The organism is Microcosmobacter mediterraneus, from assembly GCF_031846265.1.
Classification (GTDB): domain Bacteria; phylum Bacteroidota; class Bacteroidia; order Flavobacteriales; family Flavobacteriaceae; genus Microcosmobacter; species Microcosmobacter mediterraneus.
This window is the reverse complement of sequence record NZ_JAVRIA010000001.1, coordinates 101,573-119,585: the sequence shown is the minus strand read 5'-3', so window position 1 is coordinate 119,585 and position 18,013 is coordinate 101,573. Positions and strand designations below refer to the sequence as shown.

Below are 18,013 nucleotides of genomic sequence, written 5' to 3'. Positions count from 1 at the left end.
ATTAAAAACCTATGATGACTTTTTTATAAAAATTACGATGTTCAAAAAAACAAGCAGATATTAGAATGAAAGAAATTTAAAAATAGCTAGTCATTACTAAAACCAAATAGGTTGTAATCTTCGAATCTTTAATATATCTTTATTGGTTATATGCAAAAGGTCGATTTAAAATCTAACCATCCCACAACCGAATCGAGTATTATCAATGCGGTAAAAGCTAATGACAATGATACGCTTAAGTCTTTATATAATCATAATTATTTTAAGGTAGAAACTCTAGTACTTAAAAATAATGGTACTAAAGACCAAGCAAAAGACATTTACCAAGAGGCTTTTTTAGCCGTTTGGAAAAACATAAAACAGGATAAGTTTATACCAGAAAATGAATCGTCAATACATGGATATTTATATACCATAGCAAAGCATAAATGGATGGATTATTTACGATCTAACACATATAAAAAAACCATTAGAAATACCGAGTTATTTGATTTAAAGGACTCAAAGCTTCATGTACATCCTTCAACGGAAGATCATAGGTTTGAAGAAAAATTAAAACTAGCTATGTCTGCATTTGATCAGTTAGGCGAGCCTTGTAAATCCTTATTAAAAGCGTTTTATTTTGATAAAAAATCAATGAAAGATTTGGCTGAAGAATTAAATCTTGATGCAGCCTCAGTAAAAAATAAAAAATACAGATGCATGCAAAAATTAAGACAACTAGCCCAAAATCTTAATACTAAATAAAAATGAACCAAGATAATACTATATCGCAAGAAGAATTTAACACTATTGAGCAGTATTTGCTCAATACCATGCCAAGTGGAGATAAGGAAGTTTTTGAACGAAAACTAACCATTGATAATAATTTAAAACAAAAACTAGAGGATGTAAAAACGCTTATGGATGGCATTGAAATAGAATCTTTAAAAGATAAATTAGATGTTTTCTATGAAGACTTAGTTCTTACAAATGATGATATACATACAACTAAAGTTATTAAGCTGCCTTGGTATAGGAAATTCGGTGTAGCGGCTTCAGTTGTGATTTTATTGGGACTTGGTAGCTTGTGGTATTTTAATATAAATACTCATGAAACGTTATATGCCAACTACTTTAAAGCTGATCCAGGTTTACCTACTCTAATGGGTACTGAGGATACTAATTTTGAGTTTTATGATGCTATGGTAAATTACAAGCAAGGTGATTATGCCACTGCAATTTCTAAATGGAATGCACTACTTAAAACCAAAACAGAAAATGATACATTAAATTATTTTGTTGGTGTTGCAAAAATGGCTAACAAGGATGTTAATTCTGCAATTCCTCTCTTAGAGCATGTTACTACAACTGAAGGGAGCGCTTTTAAAAATGAAGCATACTATTACCTTGGCTTGGCTTATTTACAAGCCAATAATATGGAACTTGCTAAAAAATATCTTAACTTGAGTACCATTGCTAATAGTAAAGCCCTTCTATCTGAACTCAACGACTAAAATCTGGTCCTTACAATGAAGATATCTTGCTATTCTTTTTACATGTTGCTCTTAACATCAATACTTATTGTATTCAATTCCTTTGCTCAAAGTGATACTCTAGTTGGTCCTGCAAAAATAGATGCACTTTTAAAAGTGCAAAACGTTGAGGAAGCTAAAAAAGAGCTATATAAGCAGATTGAATATTTTAAAAGTATTAAGGATTACGATACCTTACCACAATACATAGAATATATTGGACACAAAGTACTAGCTAATGATAATTGGAATACTGCTGTAAAAAATTCTGAAGCTTTTGTTCAGGAATTAATAGAGTATAACTCGCCTAAGATTTCGCTTTATGCTTATAAAAATTTAGCTTGGATTTACTCAGACGCTGGTCATCCTGACCTAGCATATAAAGCTAGTGAAACAGCACTTACGTTTGCGAATCAACTATCAGAGAGAAAAAATGAAGTAACAGCAGAAGTACAATACAATCTTGGCTATTATGCGTCTTCAATGGGGAACTTTTCCGCATCAAATAAACACTACAAAAAAAGCCTTGCTTTTTTAAAGCAAAGTGATAAGCAAGACTATGAGTTTTATCAACAAATCTATAATTCTCTTGGTGGTGTTATGTGGAATCAAGCTAAAATGGATAGCTGTTTATATTACTTTGAAGCCTCTAAAAAAGCATTAGAAAAAACAGATCCAACTCCTATTAATCTCTATTATCGTCCTGCTTTGGTAAGTATGAATCTAGCTATAGTAGCTAATAATTTGGGTAAAAATTCTGATGCAATTTCTTATTCTAAAGAAGCCATTACTAATTTTCAGCGTTATCAAGGAACAGGAAAGGATGAGCAAAAAAAACGTGGTGCAAAACGCAGTCAACTAGCTGCTATTGATAATCTTGGAGTATTCTACAATTCTATTGGTGAATTTAGTAAAGCTGAGGAGCTAATTACGTATTCGTTTAACCAGAAGAAAAAAGACTTGAATGAAGACGATCCAAATATTATTATTTCAAAAATAATTTTGGCGCAAGCAAAAATTAATACACAAGATTTAAAAGGTGCTGAAACTTTATTAAAAAGTGCAATAGAAAGCTCGGAGGACAACCCAGAACGTGTACTTTATTGGTACATGTCTGCCAATAGTACTCTAGCTAAGGTATTGAGCAATCAAGGTAGGTTTAATGAAGCATTATCTTATACCAAAACTGGAGAGCGTTACATGCGTTCTTATTATAAAGGCAATTACAATAAAGATCTTCTAGATGAGTTAAGCTCAATGGCTGTAGCATATTCAGATAATGGATACAAAGAAAAAGCTTTAGAACTTGCAGAAGAAGTATATACTCAAATTAAGCAAGGTGACTTTAAAAACACTATGCAAGATTTAATATCTACTACTGCAATTGCAAAAATAAATTATAAGTTAAAGAACTATGAAGCTGCAATTAGATACAGTAATGAAGTTATTAATTTTAATAACAATATACTTAAAAACAGCCAAACAGCAGATGCTGTTCTTATGGATTATTCTAAACCATTGGCAATACTAATCAATGCAAAATCAAATTATGAATTACTAGAAAATCCTAAGGTAGAAGATATTAAAAAAGAATTATTAAAGATTGAAGATGGCATTGAGCTCATAGCAAAACGGAAATCTATTATTGGATCACATGAAGATGTAAGTTTACTCATTTCTCAACATAATGATCTCTTTAATTTTGCTAAAAAATTACGTCTTAAATTATATGAACTCACTAAAGAGAAAAGATATTTAGATGATATTATTACACTACACGAATCTGCTTTGTACAACAGAATTAGATCTAGATTAAATTTAAAGGATGACATTGCATTTGCCAATATTCCTGAATCCGTCTTAAAAAGAGAAAAGGACTTAAAAAGAACCTTATCTTCTTCTTTAAGCAACAATTATACTATTGATGATTTCTTCTCTGCACAAACTAACTGGGTTAATTTTAGAGATTCATTACGCACAAATTATCCGAAATATTATCAAATGCGTTATTCAACTTTAGAAGAATCATCAGCCAATTTGCAAAACAATATTCCAGATAATTCAACCATAATTCGTTACTTATATATTGAAGAAAATCTTTATGCTTTTATCGTTACTAAAACAGATAAAGCATTAGTCAGATTAAATTCAACTAGTCTAAGTGATCAAATTAAAACACTATCAGAAAACCAACAGAATATTACACAGTTATCAAAGATCTATTATAAACTTTACAACCAGATATGGAAACCATTTGAAAGTTACATTAAGACAGATAAAATTATTATAATTCCTGATGCTGAATTATTCAATCTAAGTTTTGAAACTCTTACGCCAAAACCAATACAGAGTTTTAAAGATTTAGCAATTAATAGTTTACTAGCAAAACACAAAATCTCTTATAATTATAGTCTATTACTTTTAGATGAATCCAAAAATACTATTAACTATTCCAATGATTTTATTGCATTTGCTCCAGAGTTTAATGATGATATGAAAAACGATTATAAATTAGCTATTTCAGATTCTGTAACTATTGATAAAATCTATCTAACCTTATTACCTCAACCCTTAAGTGTAGATTTAGCCAAGGAATATTCTCGTGTTTTTGGAGGGCATACTTTTTTAAACGACAAAGCAACAAAACAGGTTTTTACTAACGAAGCTAATGAGCATAAGATTATTCATATTGGCACACATGCCGAATCTAATAATGTATCACCTGAATTATCTCGTTTAATTTTTGCTAAAAGTGCAAATAGAGATGACAATTATCTGCATACTTATGAAATTTATAACCTCAACCTAAACGCTAATTTAGCCATTCTTACCGCTTGTGAAACAGGTAAACCAACCTATCAGGCAGGTGAAGGCATGATTTCTTTGGCACATGCATTTAACTATGCTGGAAGCGAGAGTATACTCACAAGCCTATGGAAAATAGATGAGCAATCTAGCACAGAAATTATTGAGTTGTTTTACAATGGTCTAAATGACGGACTACCAAAAGATGAAGCGCTACGCCAAGCAAAACTTAATTATATGGCTAGTGCTGAAGGCCGAACTATTGTACCACAATATTGGGCTGGATTAATTTTAATAGGTGATGCTTCTCCTATTAATTTTAAAACATCATCTCATCTAGTATTTTGGATTTTAGGATTTATCTTCATCTTATTATTCGGAATAATTATTAATAAAAAAAGAGCTGCTTAAATTACAGCTCTCAGTTTATTAACCCTTCACTAAATATTCCCTAATTAATAGCATAGTGGGTTTATAGTATTACATCGAATTCATATTAATAAGTCATCATTAAATAATGATAATTTAAAGATACTAGAATTTTCTTTCAAAAAATTCTAGTATTAATATGCAGCTAGAATTTTAGGGTTATGTTAATTTATAGTTTAAAACTAATTTACTAAATATCTAATAATCAATTACTTATTTCAAAAAACATCGACCAACTACATAGTTTCATTTTGATAACTGTTGAATTTAACCGATTAAATACTAATTATTTTTCGATAAGCCGCATTATAACTACGATAACAACCGATTTGTTCTATTTAATTTTATACCATAGAATTTAATCCCTTCCGCTATGATTAATCGTGTAGAAAAATTGAGTTTGTTATCAGAGATGATAGCTTTCGCAATGACAGACGAAAACATAAAATCCATTGAATATAGATTTTTATTAGGTGTTGCTAAACAGTTAGATATCTCACAAGAAGATTTTGATTATCTTTTTGAACATCCAGTGACTTATGTCCACTTAAAATCTCATAGCGAACGTATTGTACAATTTCATAGGTTAGTCTTATTAATGAATGTTGATAAACACATTACACCAAAACAATTAGTAAAACTTCATAATTTTGGATTAAGAATGGGATTAAGTCACGAGTCCATTAATAGAGTTTTAGACCTTATGGAGAGTTTTCCTAATAAGGTAGTTCCGCCAGATTTTTTAATTGATATTTTTAAGGTACAGTATAATTAGTAGTTAGTAGTTAGTAGTTAGTAGTTAGTAGTTAGTAGTTAGAAAACTACACTTTTAATTTCTCTAACTTATCTTGATACATCTTTATGGTGTCTCTAAACTTTGCAGCTTCCATAAAATCTAGGTTTTTGGCTGCATGCTCCATGTGTTTTCTATTATCACGAATTTTCTTTTCTAATTCAGGTTTGCTTAAATATTCCGATTCTGGCTCTGCAGCTTTTTGAGCTTCTAATTCGTAGTAGTAAGTACTTACAGAGTTTTTCGTCAACGCATTATCTAAACTTTTATTCAATGCTGTAGGTGTAATATTATGCTCTGTATTGTAGGCAATCTGTTTTTCACGTCTATACTCCGTTTCATCAATTGTTTTCTGCATGCTTTTGGTAATCTTATCTGCATACATAATCGCTTTACCGTTAAGATTTCTGGCTGCTCTACCAACGGTTTGTGTCAATGAACGCGTTGAGCGTAAAAAACCTTCCTTATCAGCATCTAAAATAGCAACCAAAGAGACTTCTGGTAAATCTAAACCTTCTCGTAATAAGTTAACGCCAACCAAAACGTCAAACAATCCTTTGCGTAAATCTTGCATGATTTCTACACGCTCCAAAGTATCTACATCACTATGAATATAACGACAACGAATAGAAATTCTGGTAAGGTACTTCACTAGTTCTTCAGCCATACGCTTAGTTAATGTCGTCACTAAAGTGCGTTCATCTTTTTCTACACGTTGCTGAATTTCTTCAATAAGATCATCAATCTGATTTAAACTTGGTCTTACTTCTATAACTGGATCTAATAACCCTGTTGGTCTAATAATTTGCTCTACATAAACACCATCTGTTTTCTGTAATTCGTAATCTGCTGGTGTAGCACTGACATAAATAACTTGGTTTTGAAGTGCTTCAAACTCTTCGAACTTTAATGGTCTATTGTCCATAGCAGCTGGCAATCTAAAACCATATTCTACTAAATTTTCTTTTCTACTTCTATCGCCTCCATACATTGCATGTACTTGGGAAATCGTGACATGACTTTCATCTACAACCATTAAAAAATCATCCGGAAAATAGTCTAGTAAACAGAATGGTCGTGTTCCAGGTGCTCTACCATCTAAATAGCGAGAATAGTTCTCAATGCCAGAGCAATAGCCTAACTCGCGAATCATTTCTAAATCAAACTCTGTACGTTCTTTTAGACGCTTTGCTTCTAAATGTTTTCCTATTTCTTTAAAATAATCATGCTGTTTTACCAAATCATCCTGAATATCTTTAATAGCACCTTGCAGAACTTCTGGAGAAGTAACAAACATATTGGCTGGATAAATATTCAAACGATCATAGGTTTCAATAATTTGGTTGGTCTGCTCATTAAATGCCTCTATCTCTTCAATCTCATCACCAAAAAAGTGAATGCGATACGCATGATCTGCATAACCTGGAAACACATCGACTGTATCTCCTTTTATTCTGAAGTTTCCATTATTAAAATCGGCTTCTGTTCTAGAATATAAACTCTGTACCAACTGATGCAATAACTTGGTACGAGAAATAACTTGATCACGCTCTATAGAAATAACATTTTTCTGAAACTCCACAGGGTTTCCGATACCATATAAACACGATACTGAAGCCACAACCAACACATCTCTTCGACCAGAAAGCAAAGACGATGTTGTGCTTAATCGCATTTTTTCAATCTCTTCGTTAATTGATAAGTCTTTCTCTATATAAACGCCTGAAACTGGAATGTAGGCCTCTGGTTGATAATAGTCATAATACGATACAAAATACTCTACAGCGTTATTAGGAAAGAACTGTTTAAACTCAGAATAGAGCTGTGCTGCCAAAGTTTTGTTATGCGCTAACACCAAAGTTGGTCGTTGTACTGCTTCAATTACATTAGCAACTGTAAAAGTTTTACCAGAACCTGTAACACCTAAAAGGGTTTGATATTCTTCGCCAGAATCTATGCCTTGAGCCAATTGTTTAATAGCTTGTGGTTGATCTCCGGTTGGATTAAATTCTGATTCAATATTAAAGCGCATTTGGCAAAGTTACGACAATGTATTTGTCATTCCGAACGCATTAAGGAATCTCTTAATTTCTCTTAGAGATATAGTTTAGGTTTATAGATAAAACAAGTAATGTAGCACTATTACATACCTGAAGCTAAAAGAGGAAACAACGCCAACCAAAGTTTTTGTTGCTTCCTCAATCTCCACATGATTAATAGCGTCTTTAATGTCTTTATAAACTCTTTTTTATAGCAGCAATTTCTGCTTTAAGTGCAGCTAATTCATTACTTAGAGTTTCTAATTTGTTTATACGAGCGTTTTGCGATTCAATGATTTTCTGTTGTTCTTGAATAGCTCTTGTTAAAACAGGAATAATATCTGAATAGTAAACAGCCATGGTGTCAGAAGCATCTTTAGACTTAGAACGTGAGGTCAATGGGCTGGTATCTTTGGTAGCCACAACCTCTGGTAACACTTCCAGTAAATCTTGAGCAATAAACCCTATTTTGGTTGGTGTATTTGGGTGATTTTTTAAATTATAACTTACAGGTTCTAACTTCATAACGTCCTCTAAACCATAGTTTAATTTTTGAATATTGGTTTTTTTACGCTTATCTGATGTGGTAGCAAAACCAAAAAAAGCCCACACATCCCACCATTGATGTTGCTGACTCCCTAAACTTGGGGAGGTTCCTCCCAAAGGTGTAAATGTCGTTGATGTACGAAGGTATATATCGCTTACTGCGAGAAGTTCTGTTTCTCCGATTCTAAGATTATTTCCTGTAGCTACTGTACCTCCATTAATATTAAGGTTTAGCGTGGAAAATCCATTATTATCTCTAGCCATAATTTCATTTTCATCAAGAGCTATATTTTTACCATCTGTATTACCAAGAATTAAGTATCCAGCACCATTATCTACCTGAACATCTGAACCTCCAACAATTTGCAATCTAGAATCTGGTGTAGTTGTACCTATACCAATATTATCAGCAAAATAATTGGCTTCACCTCCAAAGCCATAGCTGAAATAGGTGCCATTATACCACAACGCTTCATCACCATTAACACGCATGGCAACACCAGTATCTTCAACTTCATTAACTCTAATTTCTCCACCAACCAAAACATCACCACCTTCAATTTGTAATAATAAATTGGCAACAGCTCCATTATTTTTAGCCATAATTTCATTGTTATCTATTACCATATTGCCATCGCTGGTATCACCCAATAAAAGATATCCATTGTTATTAGCTAGACTTACATCACTACCACCTGTTATATGCAACTTGGTTTGAGGATTAATTGTTTCAATACCAATCTTTCCATTTTTAAGTACTGTTAAGGCATTGCTTCTATCAGAAGCAGAAGCAGTACCATTGCCAACAACGAAGAGATGATCATTAGCATTCCAAGACGTAGCTGAGTTTGGTGTGTAATCTCTATTATAACTTCCAATTACAGTCTCTGAAAAAGAGCGCGCAGTTACGTGGTTACCAATTGCGCTAGAAGCATTACCAGACGCTGTTGTACCATCACCAACAGCTATGGATGCCTCTCCAGAAGCCGTTGTAGCATTTCCTAAAGCCACTGAAGCTTTGCCTTCTGCATTAGTATAAATTCCTAAGGCTGATGACGATTCTCCTAGTGCTTCTGTATTTTGCCCAACTGCGAATGCATTTAAAGCTGAAGCTGTAGTATTTTTACCCATAGCTACAGATGTATTTCCAGTGGCTACAACCTTATTTCCCATAGCTATAGATTGGTCTCCAAAAGCTGTTGCCTCACTTCCAGTAGCAAAAGACTCCTGTCCTGAAGCTATAATTTGCGCTCCTACTGCTAATGATCTAGTTCCAATAGCTCCATAATCTTGGTCATTGAGAACTGAATAACTAAAATCTATAGCATCTAGTCCTAAGTCTCCATAAAAATCTGGATCTCTGCCAGCAATTCTATAACCATTATCTCCCTCAACTATTTCAAGAGCAACATTACTAGCTTTTTCTGAATTTAACGCATAAGGTACATGCGTAAATTGGGTTGTTCCCATATCTACAAAGCCACTTCCTGTATCCACTTTAACATTTAAGTAATGATTGCCTTCTGACCAATTGATCGCATTAAAATCACCTAGAATTGGTGAACCAGTTCCAATAGTTGTAATGACAATTCCATTTTGGTCTGTAGATAAATTTTGTAATTGTTTATAGACGACATTTGAATTTTCTAGTATCGTAAATTCTATATCAACAGTGCTAAGAGGCATGATATTACCATTGGCATCTTTTATAAGTGCTTTGTAATTGATGCCGTTTTGTGAAGTACCAATTCCAAAAATTAAGAGGAATAGGACTATTAGATTATTGGTTTTCATAGTGTTTTAATTTGATGATTGTGCCTCTAATTTTTCTATGCGCGACAAAAAATTATTATAATTACTAACGACTTGAAGAAGTTCTTCTTGCAGCAATTTATTATCATTTTTTAGACTGTTTATAATTTCTTGTTGCTCTTGAATGGCATTGATTAAAACTGGTATTAATTCAATATAGCTTACGCTTAGGGTTTTATCTTCATTATTTGCTTTATGTACAATTTCGTTTATAATAGGTTGCACTTCTTGGGCAATTAGACCTATTGATTTGTAGTTTTGTTCACCACGATTTTTCCAATAGTACTGTTTTGGCGTTAATTGAAGTACCTCATTCAATCCATAAGGCAATTTTTCTATTTCCTTTTTTAATCTGCGGTCACTACTGTTTATTATGGTTCCGCCAACACTTACAAAACCTCCATCATTATTTAAAAAAAGTGTTTCGGGTTGATTACCTTCTTTAACCATGATTTCATTATTATCAAATACCATATGTCTTCCATTGGTATCTCCTAACACCACATATCCTCCATCTTGATTTAAGCCTGCATCTGTACCACCTGTAACATGAAGCTTAACTTCTGGCTCAGCAGTATTGACACCCAAATTTCCGTTTTTTAAAACGGTTAAAGCGTTATTGCGAAGACCGTTAGTTGTACCATTGCCTACCTCAAAAAGCGGATCTGTAGAAATCCAAGATTCTGAATTACCACCACCAATATTAAATCTACCTATCGTGAATGTATTTCTTGCATCCGAGCGTGTTTCATCTCCAAAGGCCACTGAAAATCGACCCTCTGCCCTAACAAACAAACCGTATGCCATTGATACATTACCTTCAGCTACACTATTTTGTCCACCAGCTAACGAGTATGCACCAGAAGAAATAGTTGCATCACCTACACTAAATGATGCTGCTCCTGAAGCACCTCTAATATTTGAAGAAAAACTACTAATACTCAAATCAACGGCATCTAAACCTATGTTGCCATAATTATTTGGATCCCTACCAATAAGTCTATGACCAATACCATTCCCTTCATCAATAGCTTCTAAACCACTCATGTTTTCAGCAGTTATTGCAGTAATTGCTCTATCCGAAATCTGTGATCTATACGACTTAGGTACGGTATTAAGAAATTCATTACCAAAGTTAATATACGATCCATCTTGTTCAATATCAATTTCAGTAATCATATATAAATTTTCGCCCCAATTTGAATTTGAAAGATTACCTGCTATTACATTGCCTTGACCTATAACAACTACTATTATGCCATTTTGATCCGTTGTTACGGTTTGTATTTCACTATATTCTGTTACAATTCCAAAAACTGAGCCACTATCATACTGAATCGTAAACTTTATGTCAATCTGCTGTTGAGACAACACATTACCATTAGCATCTTTAATGAGGGCTTTGTAATTGATGCCGTTTTGAGCAATGCCAACAGAGGTAAAAGCTATTATAAATAAAAGTGAAACTAATTTTTTCATGGTGTTTATCCTTGTGTTTTATCAAAAACAACCGTTTCACCCTCATCATCAGTAACACTTAGCGTTGTTTCAGAAACACTATTTATCGTTGCCATTATGGTATCTGGTCCCAGCATGATGGTTAAATCATCTCCACTTAATGTATATGTTGCACTTACCATACCAGTTGATTCACATGTGCCAGCATCATCTTCAAAAGATTCTACATTTAATGTATTATTGCTATTGAATTTAAATGAGCTGTTTTTTTCACAATCGGTAAATGTGCCTGGTGTTCTAGATTCTTGATACCAAGTGTCAGAAGTTAGTAATTCTAAGGTAGTTTGCTGATCACCAGATGATGAATCATCATCGTTACTACAAGCGCTTAATAAAACTGATAGGCAAAACACTGTGATTAATTTAATTGAATTTGATTTTAATGTTTTCATAATAATGTTATTTATAGGGTTATTTCTTAAATTGTATTGAGGATACTATTGTATTATTATTCATGATGTTTAATTGATACATACCATCTTTTAAATGGTCTACTGCTATATAAAGTTGTGAAGGCAGTGTATTCTCCACTTCAGTAGTTGTGTTATTTTCAGTCATTAGCATGTAATTATGATCTTGCCTCTACAAAACTATTTTAGTTGTAGATTTAGTTATACTACATATGTTTCAATTGGTAAAACATATGTTACAACTAGTAATTAACAACTGATTTTTAGTTAATTAGAAGATTGGAATTGAGAAGGTGTCTGGTTATAAGTCTCTTTAAAACACTTAATAAAATAACTTGGGGAATTAAAACCAACCAGATAAGCTACCTCAGAAGAGTTTACTTTCTGTTTCTTTAAAAGATCTTTTGCCAAGAGTAGACGTTGTGAACGAATAAACTCTGATGTGGTCATACCAACAACAGCTTTTAATTTTCTGTGAAGTTGCGTTCTGCTCATAAGCATATATTTGCTAAAAGCATCTGATGTGAATTCAGGATTGGTTAAATACTCATTAAGTACTTCTTTGAGTCGTTTCATAAACTCGGCTTCTACAGTAGTAACTTCAAGTGCTTTTGTGAGTATAGGTTGCTCATTGAAACGTTGTTTTAAGCGCTCTCTATTTTCAATGAGTTTAGCAACTCTAATTTTTAAAGTCTCGGTATCAAAAGGCTTTGTTACATAAGCATCAGCTCCAGTTTCTAAGCCGTCTCTTTGCTGGTCTTTTGTAACTTTTGCCGTTAATAAAATTATTGGAATATGACTGGTTAGAGGATCTTTTTTTAACTGATTACAGAGTTCTAAGCCACTAATTTCTGGCATCATAATGTCGCTAATGATTAAATCTGGAAGTGATTGTTTAGCAATCTCCATAGCCTTTTGAGAATCGTTAAGAGCAAAGACTTGATAGGTATCTTTAAATAATGAGCTTACAAATTCTAGAATATCATCTTCATCATCAACCACTAAGATGGTAGGCTCCTCTTTCGTATTAGTTACCTTTCCTTTAAAATTTTCATCTATTTTAGACACATGCTTTGATACTTTTTCAAAAGCTTCAAAAGCCTCTTGATGTAATGGAAGAGTTACGTTAAACTGAATTTTATTTTCATCAAGTGTATTGGCTAAAATGGTTCCTTTAGAAAGGGTTACCAAATCCTTTACTAAGGCTAAACCTACACCAATACCATCTGATGCTTCATTTTTTTGATAAAATCGTTCAAACAGTTTTCCTAATTTATCAGCTTTTATCTCATTATTTTGATTAATAACAGAAATCACAACTTGAGTCTCTTGTTGCTTCACATTATAGATAATCTCAGAATTTTCAGGTGCATATTTTATGGCATTGGTCAATAGGTTTGAATTTATTTTCTCCATAATATCCTGATCAAACCAACAATTTTTTAATGGATCGATGGATGATATGATTTTTATATTTCTCTCTTCAGACTTAAACTGAAAAGCAGCCACTAGTTGCTTTAAGATAATACCCAAATTACCTTGAATTACTTTCAGTTTGAGCTGTCCTGCATCTAGCAATGATAAATCCATCATTTGATTTACTAGACCTAATAAACGATTGGCATTTTGTTTGACTAATTCTAAGGCATCACGCTCAGTTACATTTAAATCTGCATTTGCCAATTGCTTATCTATAGGTCCAGAAATAAGCGTTAGTGGTGTTCTAAATTCATGAGAAATATTGGTGTAAAGCTTCTTTTTAAACTCATCTAATTGCTTTAAGCGTTCTGTTTCTGCGTGCTCTAATTGTAAATCGGTTTCTAATTTCCATTTAAATTTAAAATAGCTATAAATCGTATATAGTGCTAACAGAAAAAGTAACAGGTAAATACTATATGCTATATTAGTTTTGTACCAAGGTTTTAAAATAGTAAAACTGTATGTAGCAGGTACTTTATTCCAAATACCTTCATAATTACTAGACAATACTTTAAATGTATACTCATTTGGAGGCAAACTAGTATATCGCGCAACATTATTATATTCAGGAGAAGTCCAATTGTCATTGAGACCCTCTAATTGATAGCGATAAAAATTCTTTTCAGGATGCGAAAAATGTAGTCCAGCAAAGGTAAATGTCACTGTATTGTCAGTATGTTCAAATTCGCGATAACTACTCATATTGTATTCTTGATTGAATACTTCAAATTTTGAAATCACCGTTTTGGGAGCTACTTCATTGTAGGTTATTGTTGAAGGGTTGAACCAGTTTATTCCTTCAATTCCTCCAAAATATAACGTTCCGTTAGGTGCTTTGTAATACGCACCAGTATTAAACTCATAGGCTTGCAAACCATTTATAAGCGTATAATCTTCCACATACTGCTTTCTTGGATGTTCTGGTGAAAATCTTGAAACCCCTTTATTTGTACTTACCCAAAAATTACCATTGTCATCAGGAAGTAAACCATAAACAACATTATTGGGTAATCTATAATCGCCATCATAACTAGTCACTACTAGTGATTGTACATCTAGTTTCTTAATTCCGTTACCATTGGTACCTATCCACAAGTCGTTCTTGTAATATCTAAGTGATTTTATTTTGTCATTGACAGGAGTGATTTTTTCAATTTCAGAATTTTGCTTATCAAGTTTAAACAGTCCGTTTTCTTCTGTACCAATCCATAAGCTGTTCTTATCTCCTTGTTCAACAGTTCTAATATTATTTGTAGTAAGCCCAGAATTATTGGTGTTAAATTGATTTATGATTGCACCTCTTTTATTGATCTGAAGCAATCCTGAAGTACGCGTGCATAACCAAATTAAACCTCTGTCATCTTTATAAATTTTCCAAATTCCTAAATCCTTCAGTTCTGGAAACGACTGAAATTTGTTGTTATTTGTTAACATCTGTAAGCCTTCTGTTTGATGACCAATCCAGATAGCACCTTGATCATATAGTAAACTCATAATACGATTACTTGCCAAATTTGAGTTGGATGGTGTAAAGGTTTTATAGTTTCTGCTATCTAAATCCAATCGAGAAAGTCCTTTTCCTGAAGTACCAAGCCACACTTGATCTAGAGAATCGACTGTTATTGCTCTCGTGACATCTACATGAATATCTTCAGGAACTTGTTTACTGGTTAATACATTGAATTTTACTAAGTGCTCGTCATAATAACTCAATCCTGCACCATCAGATCCAAACCAAATGTTTCCAGTATTATCTTCATATATCTTTAAAATATCATTGTAATGTAATGCATAAGGATCTTCTTTATTTGCTTTGAAATGTAGCACCTCACTATTTTCTTGAATTAAATAAAGACCACTACCATAAGTTGCTATCCATAGACGATTTTTAGAATCCATAAAAACATCCTGAATATTTAGGTTTGATGGTAGATCACTAAAACTTCCTTTATATTCGTTTTTTTGAATATCAAAAATCTTAATCCCATTTTGAAAAGTACCTAACACAAGGTCTACACCTTGTTGAGCTATACTACTAATATTATAGCTGGTTGTATTGCTGAAATGATGAATAATATCATTACTTTCTATTTTAAATAATCCGTCAGAAGTACCAACAAATATTGAATCATCGATATACTGAATGTCAAAAACACTCAGTTCATTAAAACTATCTTGATGGACTTTCCTTGTTTGCTTTGTACTTAAATCAATACTAAAGATTCCGTTATCCAAAGTTCCCATCCAAAGTTCCCTTTCATTTTTCCTGAAGAAAACTGTTCCATTTTTAATTGAAGCTAAACTATCAAAAGCATCTGCATTATAGTCATAACGCTCTATTATTTCTTTTGAAGCATAGGACCATAAATCGCCATAATTATCACTATATACTTGACCTAACTGTGCATAGGTTGCTCTTGTAATGTCTTGAAATTGTTTATTGAAATACTCAAACGAATGACCTTGATATTTATTCAATCCATCTTGAGTAGCAAACCAAATATACCCAACAGAGTCCTGAGCAATACTTACTACACTATTTTGTGAAAGACCATCATTAACGGTTAGGTTACGGAAAGCATACTGCTTTTGATTTTGTGCAATTACAAATTCAAAACATGCAAATAGTAAAACAAAACATAACTTTACAAGATGCTTATACATTGAGTAAAGTTATTGAATGCTTAGGTATAAATCAAAAAAGAGATTAACTACTCATTTATAAGAGGAATAACGCCAACGCTAATTGTTGTTATTCCTCACGCCATTAACTACATTTTAGGGATTACTTATTAGCGGCTTGTATTAGGGATTCTAAATACTTGACTCTTGCTTCTAAATTTTTTAAGCTATCAACATTAGCAGATAAATCGTTAATTTTTACTTTTTGGCTATTGATAAGTTGTTGCTGTTCTTGCAAAGCTTTAATGAGTACTGGTACTAAATCTGAATAGTACACTCCCATTCTATCTAATTCCGTTTTAATTTTATTTCCAGCTTCATCAGTTTCCCAGTCGTGGGTTTTTACAACTTCTGGAACTAGTTTTAATAAATCTTGTGCTATTAAGCCTAACTTTTTGTCTTTATTGTCTCTGTTTTTCCAATTAAAGCTTACAGGTTGCATTTGTAAGACTTCATCTAAACCATAATCTAATTCAATAATATTTTTCTTTTCACGTCTATCTGAAGTATTAATAGTACCATCTGTAGCCCAAACTCCAATCCATCGTAAATTAGGACTACCTAAACCCATTGCATCATCATTATCAGGAAATAAACTAGCATTAAAACGTAAATTATTATTACCACCATCTTCAATAGTTTCTGTACCTATTCTAAAAACACCAGCTACATGCAAATCTGCTTGTGGTGTATCTGTACCAATGCCAACATTACCATTTTTTAAAATTGTTAAGGCGTTTCTTCGAATAATTGATCCAAAGACATTATATCCATTAGCAACTACGAATAACCTATTTGAGTTTGACCATGTTGTAGTGCCCGAAACTGGGCTATATGATGTATTATATTGCCCTACAACAATCTCATTTTCTGAATAAGTCGTTAAATTATCTCCGAAAGCGTATGACGATCTTCCTAACAGTTCACAACTAGAACCAAAAGCAGTAGAACTTGATCTATCTACAATATTATTATAACCAAAAGCATAAGAATTAAAGCCTGAAATTGTATGCTCTTGCCCAAAAGCAGCTGAATAAGAATATTCTACTAAGTTGTCATTCCCAAAAGCATAAGCTGAAGATGCTAAAACTCGATTATCAAAACCAAAAGCTCCTGATCTTGATCCATCAATGTAGTTAGATTCACCCAAAGCAAAAGCTCGTTCACTTGAACTAGATATTTGGTTGCTAGAACCAGCGGAAAATGAGTAATCTCCATAGACCAAATTGCTACGCCCAAACGCAGCTGTATAATCTCCAAAGCCTCCATTATTAAAGCCCATTGAAACCGAAAAATCACCCGTTGCTCTACTTTGATCACCAAAGGAAAAGGCTTGTTCTCCACTGGCAGTTGCTATTTCTCCCATGGCAAAGGATGAGTATCCAGATGCTTCGCTATTTACCCCTAATGCTATAGCAGAATTACCTGTTGCTCCTAAGGTTGTATTATCAAATGTGGCAAATGAAAGATCAATAGCATTATCACCAATGTCTCCAGCAGTATCAGGATCTTTTGCGGCCAATCTCCAACCCAAATTCCCGTTTTCTAAAGCATATTCTAAACCTTCAATGTTTTCAACAGATTGTGCAACAGTTGCTCTAGAAGCTTTAATAGCATAAGGTACCTCTTTAAAGAGTGTTGTGCCAAGGTCTTCAAATCCATTTCCTGAATCAATTTGAACATTCAGGTCAACCAACCCAAAACCCCAATCAATTGCGCTATAAGTTCCTAAAGTAGCAGATCCAAAACCTATAGTTAAGTTTATAATACCATTAGCATCTGTTGTTGTATTATGTATTTCTTGATATTGTGCAATACCACTAATTTCAACAGTAAATTGTACAATAATATTGGTGTTATTAAGTACATTACCATTTGTATCCTTGACTAAGGCAGAATAGTTAATACCTACTTGAGCTATAATCATTATAGGTATAAATAGCGTTAAAAGGGTTAATTTAATCTTCATAATATTTACTTTTTAAA

General features: G+C 32.8%; 11 protein-coding genes. 4 read left to right on the top strand and 7 right to left on the bottom strand.

The window, feature by feature from the left end; all coding sequences use genetic code 11:
- Positions 1 to 150 precede the first annotated feature (150 nt).
- The 4 genes from RM697_RS00465 (at position 151) to RM697_RS00450 (ending at position 5,523) form a co-directional block, all read left to right on the top strand.
- Entirely contained in the window at positions 151 to 747 is a 597-nt protein-coding gene (locus tag RM697_RS00465; protein WP_311425870.1) for an RNA polymerase sigma factor, read from the top strand.
- Between the two features lie 2 nt (positions 748 to 749).
- Complete coding sequence (locus RM697_RS00460; protein ID WP_311425869.1) at positions 750 to 1,496, top strand: tetratricopeptide repeat protein; 747 nt, start codon at positions 750 to 752, stop codon at positions 1,494 to 1,496.
- A 42-nt stretch (positions 1,497 to 1,538) separates the two neighbouring features.
- Positions 1,539 to 4,730 (top strand): CHAT domain-containing protein, encoded by a 3,192-nt coding sequence (locus RM697_RS00455; protein WP_311425868.1) that lies wholly within the window; start codon positions 1,539 to 1,541, stop codon positions 4,728 to 4,730.
- 391 nt (positions 4,731 to 5,121) lie between these two features.
- The gene (locus RM697_RS00450; RefSeq protein WP_311425867.1) at positions 5,122 to 5,523 is read left to right on the top strand and encodes a TerB family tellurite resistance protein; all 402 of its coding nucleotides are present in this window, start codon (positions 5,122 to 5,124) and stop codon (positions 5,521 to 5,523) included.
- Between the two features lie 46 nt (positions 5,524 to 5,569).
- Here the strand turns inward: RM697_RS00450 and uvrB are convergent, their stop codons facing one another.
- The 7 genes from uvrB to RM697_RS00415 form a co-directional block, all read right to left on the bottom strand.
- Positions 5,570 to 7,573 (bottom strand): excinuclease ABC subunit UvrB, encoded by a 2,004-nt coding sequence (uvrB, locus tag RM697_RS00445; RefSeq protein WP_311425866.1) that lies wholly within the window; start codon positions 7,571 to 7,573, stop codon positions 5,570 to 5,572.
- A 202-nt stretch (positions 7,574 to 7,775) separates the two neighbouring features.
- The gene (locus tag RM697_RS00440; protein ID WP_311425865.1) at positions 7,776 to 9,920 is read right to left on the bottom strand and encodes a tail fiber domain-containing protein; all 2,145 of its coding nucleotides are present in this window, start codon (positions 9,918 to 9,920) and stop codon (positions 7,776 to 7,778) included.
- Positions 9,921 to 9,926: 6 nt separating this feature from the next.
- On the bottom strand, positions 9,927 to 11,417 hold the full coding sequence (locus RM697_RS00435) for a tail fiber domain-containing protein (RefSeq protein WP_311425864.1): 1,491 nt from the start codon (positions 11,415 to 11,417) through the stop codon (positions 9,927 to 9,929).
- 5 nt (positions 11,418 to 11,422) lie between these two features.
- Positions 11,423 to 11,848 carry a lipocalin-like domain-containing protein gene (locus RM697_RS00430; RefSeq protein ID WP_311425863.1) on the bottom strand — a complete coding sequence of 142 codons (426 nt, stop codon included), beginning with the start codon at positions 11,846 to 11,848 and terminating at the stop codon, positions 11,423 to 11,425.
- A gap of 19 nt (positions 11,849 to 11,867) precedes the next feature.
- The gene (locus tag RM697_RS00425) at positions 11,868 to 12,014 is read right to left on the bottom strand and encodes a hypothetical protein (protein ID WP_311425862.1); all 147 of its coding nucleotides are present in this window, start codon (positions 12,012 to 12,014) and stop codon (positions 11,868 to 11,870) included.
- A gap of 119 nt (positions 12,015 to 12,133) precedes the next feature.
- Positions 12,134 to 16,009, bottom strand: a complete 3,876-nt coding sequence (locus RM697_RS00420) for a two-component regulator propeller domain-containing protein (protein WP_311425861.1) — start codon at positions 16,007 to 16,009, stop codon at positions 12,134 to 12,136.
- 121 nt (positions 16,010 to 16,130) lie between these two features.
- Positions 16,131 to 17,996: a tail fiber domain-containing protein gene (locus RM697_RS00415; RefSeq protein ID WP_311425860.1), complete on the bottom strand. Its 1,866-nt coding sequence runs from the start codon at positions 17,994 to 17,996 to the stop codon at positions 16,131 to 16,133.
- Positions 17,997 to 18,013: the final 17 nt, after the last annotated feature.

Bases quoted from the DNA above. Each gene is read 5' to 3' on its own strand.
- RM697_RS00425 (WP_311425862.1), bottom strand. From the start codon at position 12,014: ATGACTGAAAATAACACAACTACTGAAGTGGAGAATACACTGCCTTCA.
- RM697_RS00435 (WP_311425864.1), bottom strand. From the start codon at position 11,417: ATGAAAAAATTAGTTTCACTTTTATTTATAATAGCTTTTACCTCTGTT.
- RM697_RS00455 (WP_311425868.1), top strand. From the start codon at position 1,539: ATGTTGCTCTTAACATCAATACTTATTGTATTCAATTCCTTTGCTCAA.
- RM697_RS00465 (WP_311425870.1), top strand. From the start codon at position 151: ATGCAAAAGGTCGATTTAAAATCTAACCATCCCACAACCGAATCGAGT.
- RM697_RS00450 (WP_311425867.1), top strand. From the start codon at position 5,122: ATGATTAATCGTGTAGAAAAATTGAGTTTGTTATCAGAGATGATAGCT.
- RM697_RS00420 (WP_311425861.1), bottom strand. From the start codon at position 16,009: ATGTATAAGCATCTTGTAAAGTTATGTTTTGTTTTACTATTTGCATGT.
- RM697_RS00460 (WP_311425869.1), top strand. From the start codon at position 750: ATGAACCAAGATAATACTATATCGCAAGAAGAATTTAACACTATTGAG.
- uvrB (WP_311425866.1), bottom strand. From the start codon at position 7,573: ATGCGCTTTAATATTGAATCAGAATTTAATCCAACCGGAGATCAACCA.
- RM697_RS00430 (WP_311425863.1), bottom strand. From the start codon at position 11,848: ATGAAAACATTAAAATCAAATTCAATTAAATTAATCACAGTGTTTTGC.
- RM697_RS00440 (WP_311425865.1), bottom strand. From the start codon at position 9,920: ATGAAAACCAATAATCTAATAGTCCTATTCCTCTTAATTTTTGGAATT.
- RM697_RS00415 (WP_311425860.1), bottom strand. From the start codon at position 17,996: ATGAAGATTAAATTAACCCTTTTAACGCTATTTATACCTATAATGATT.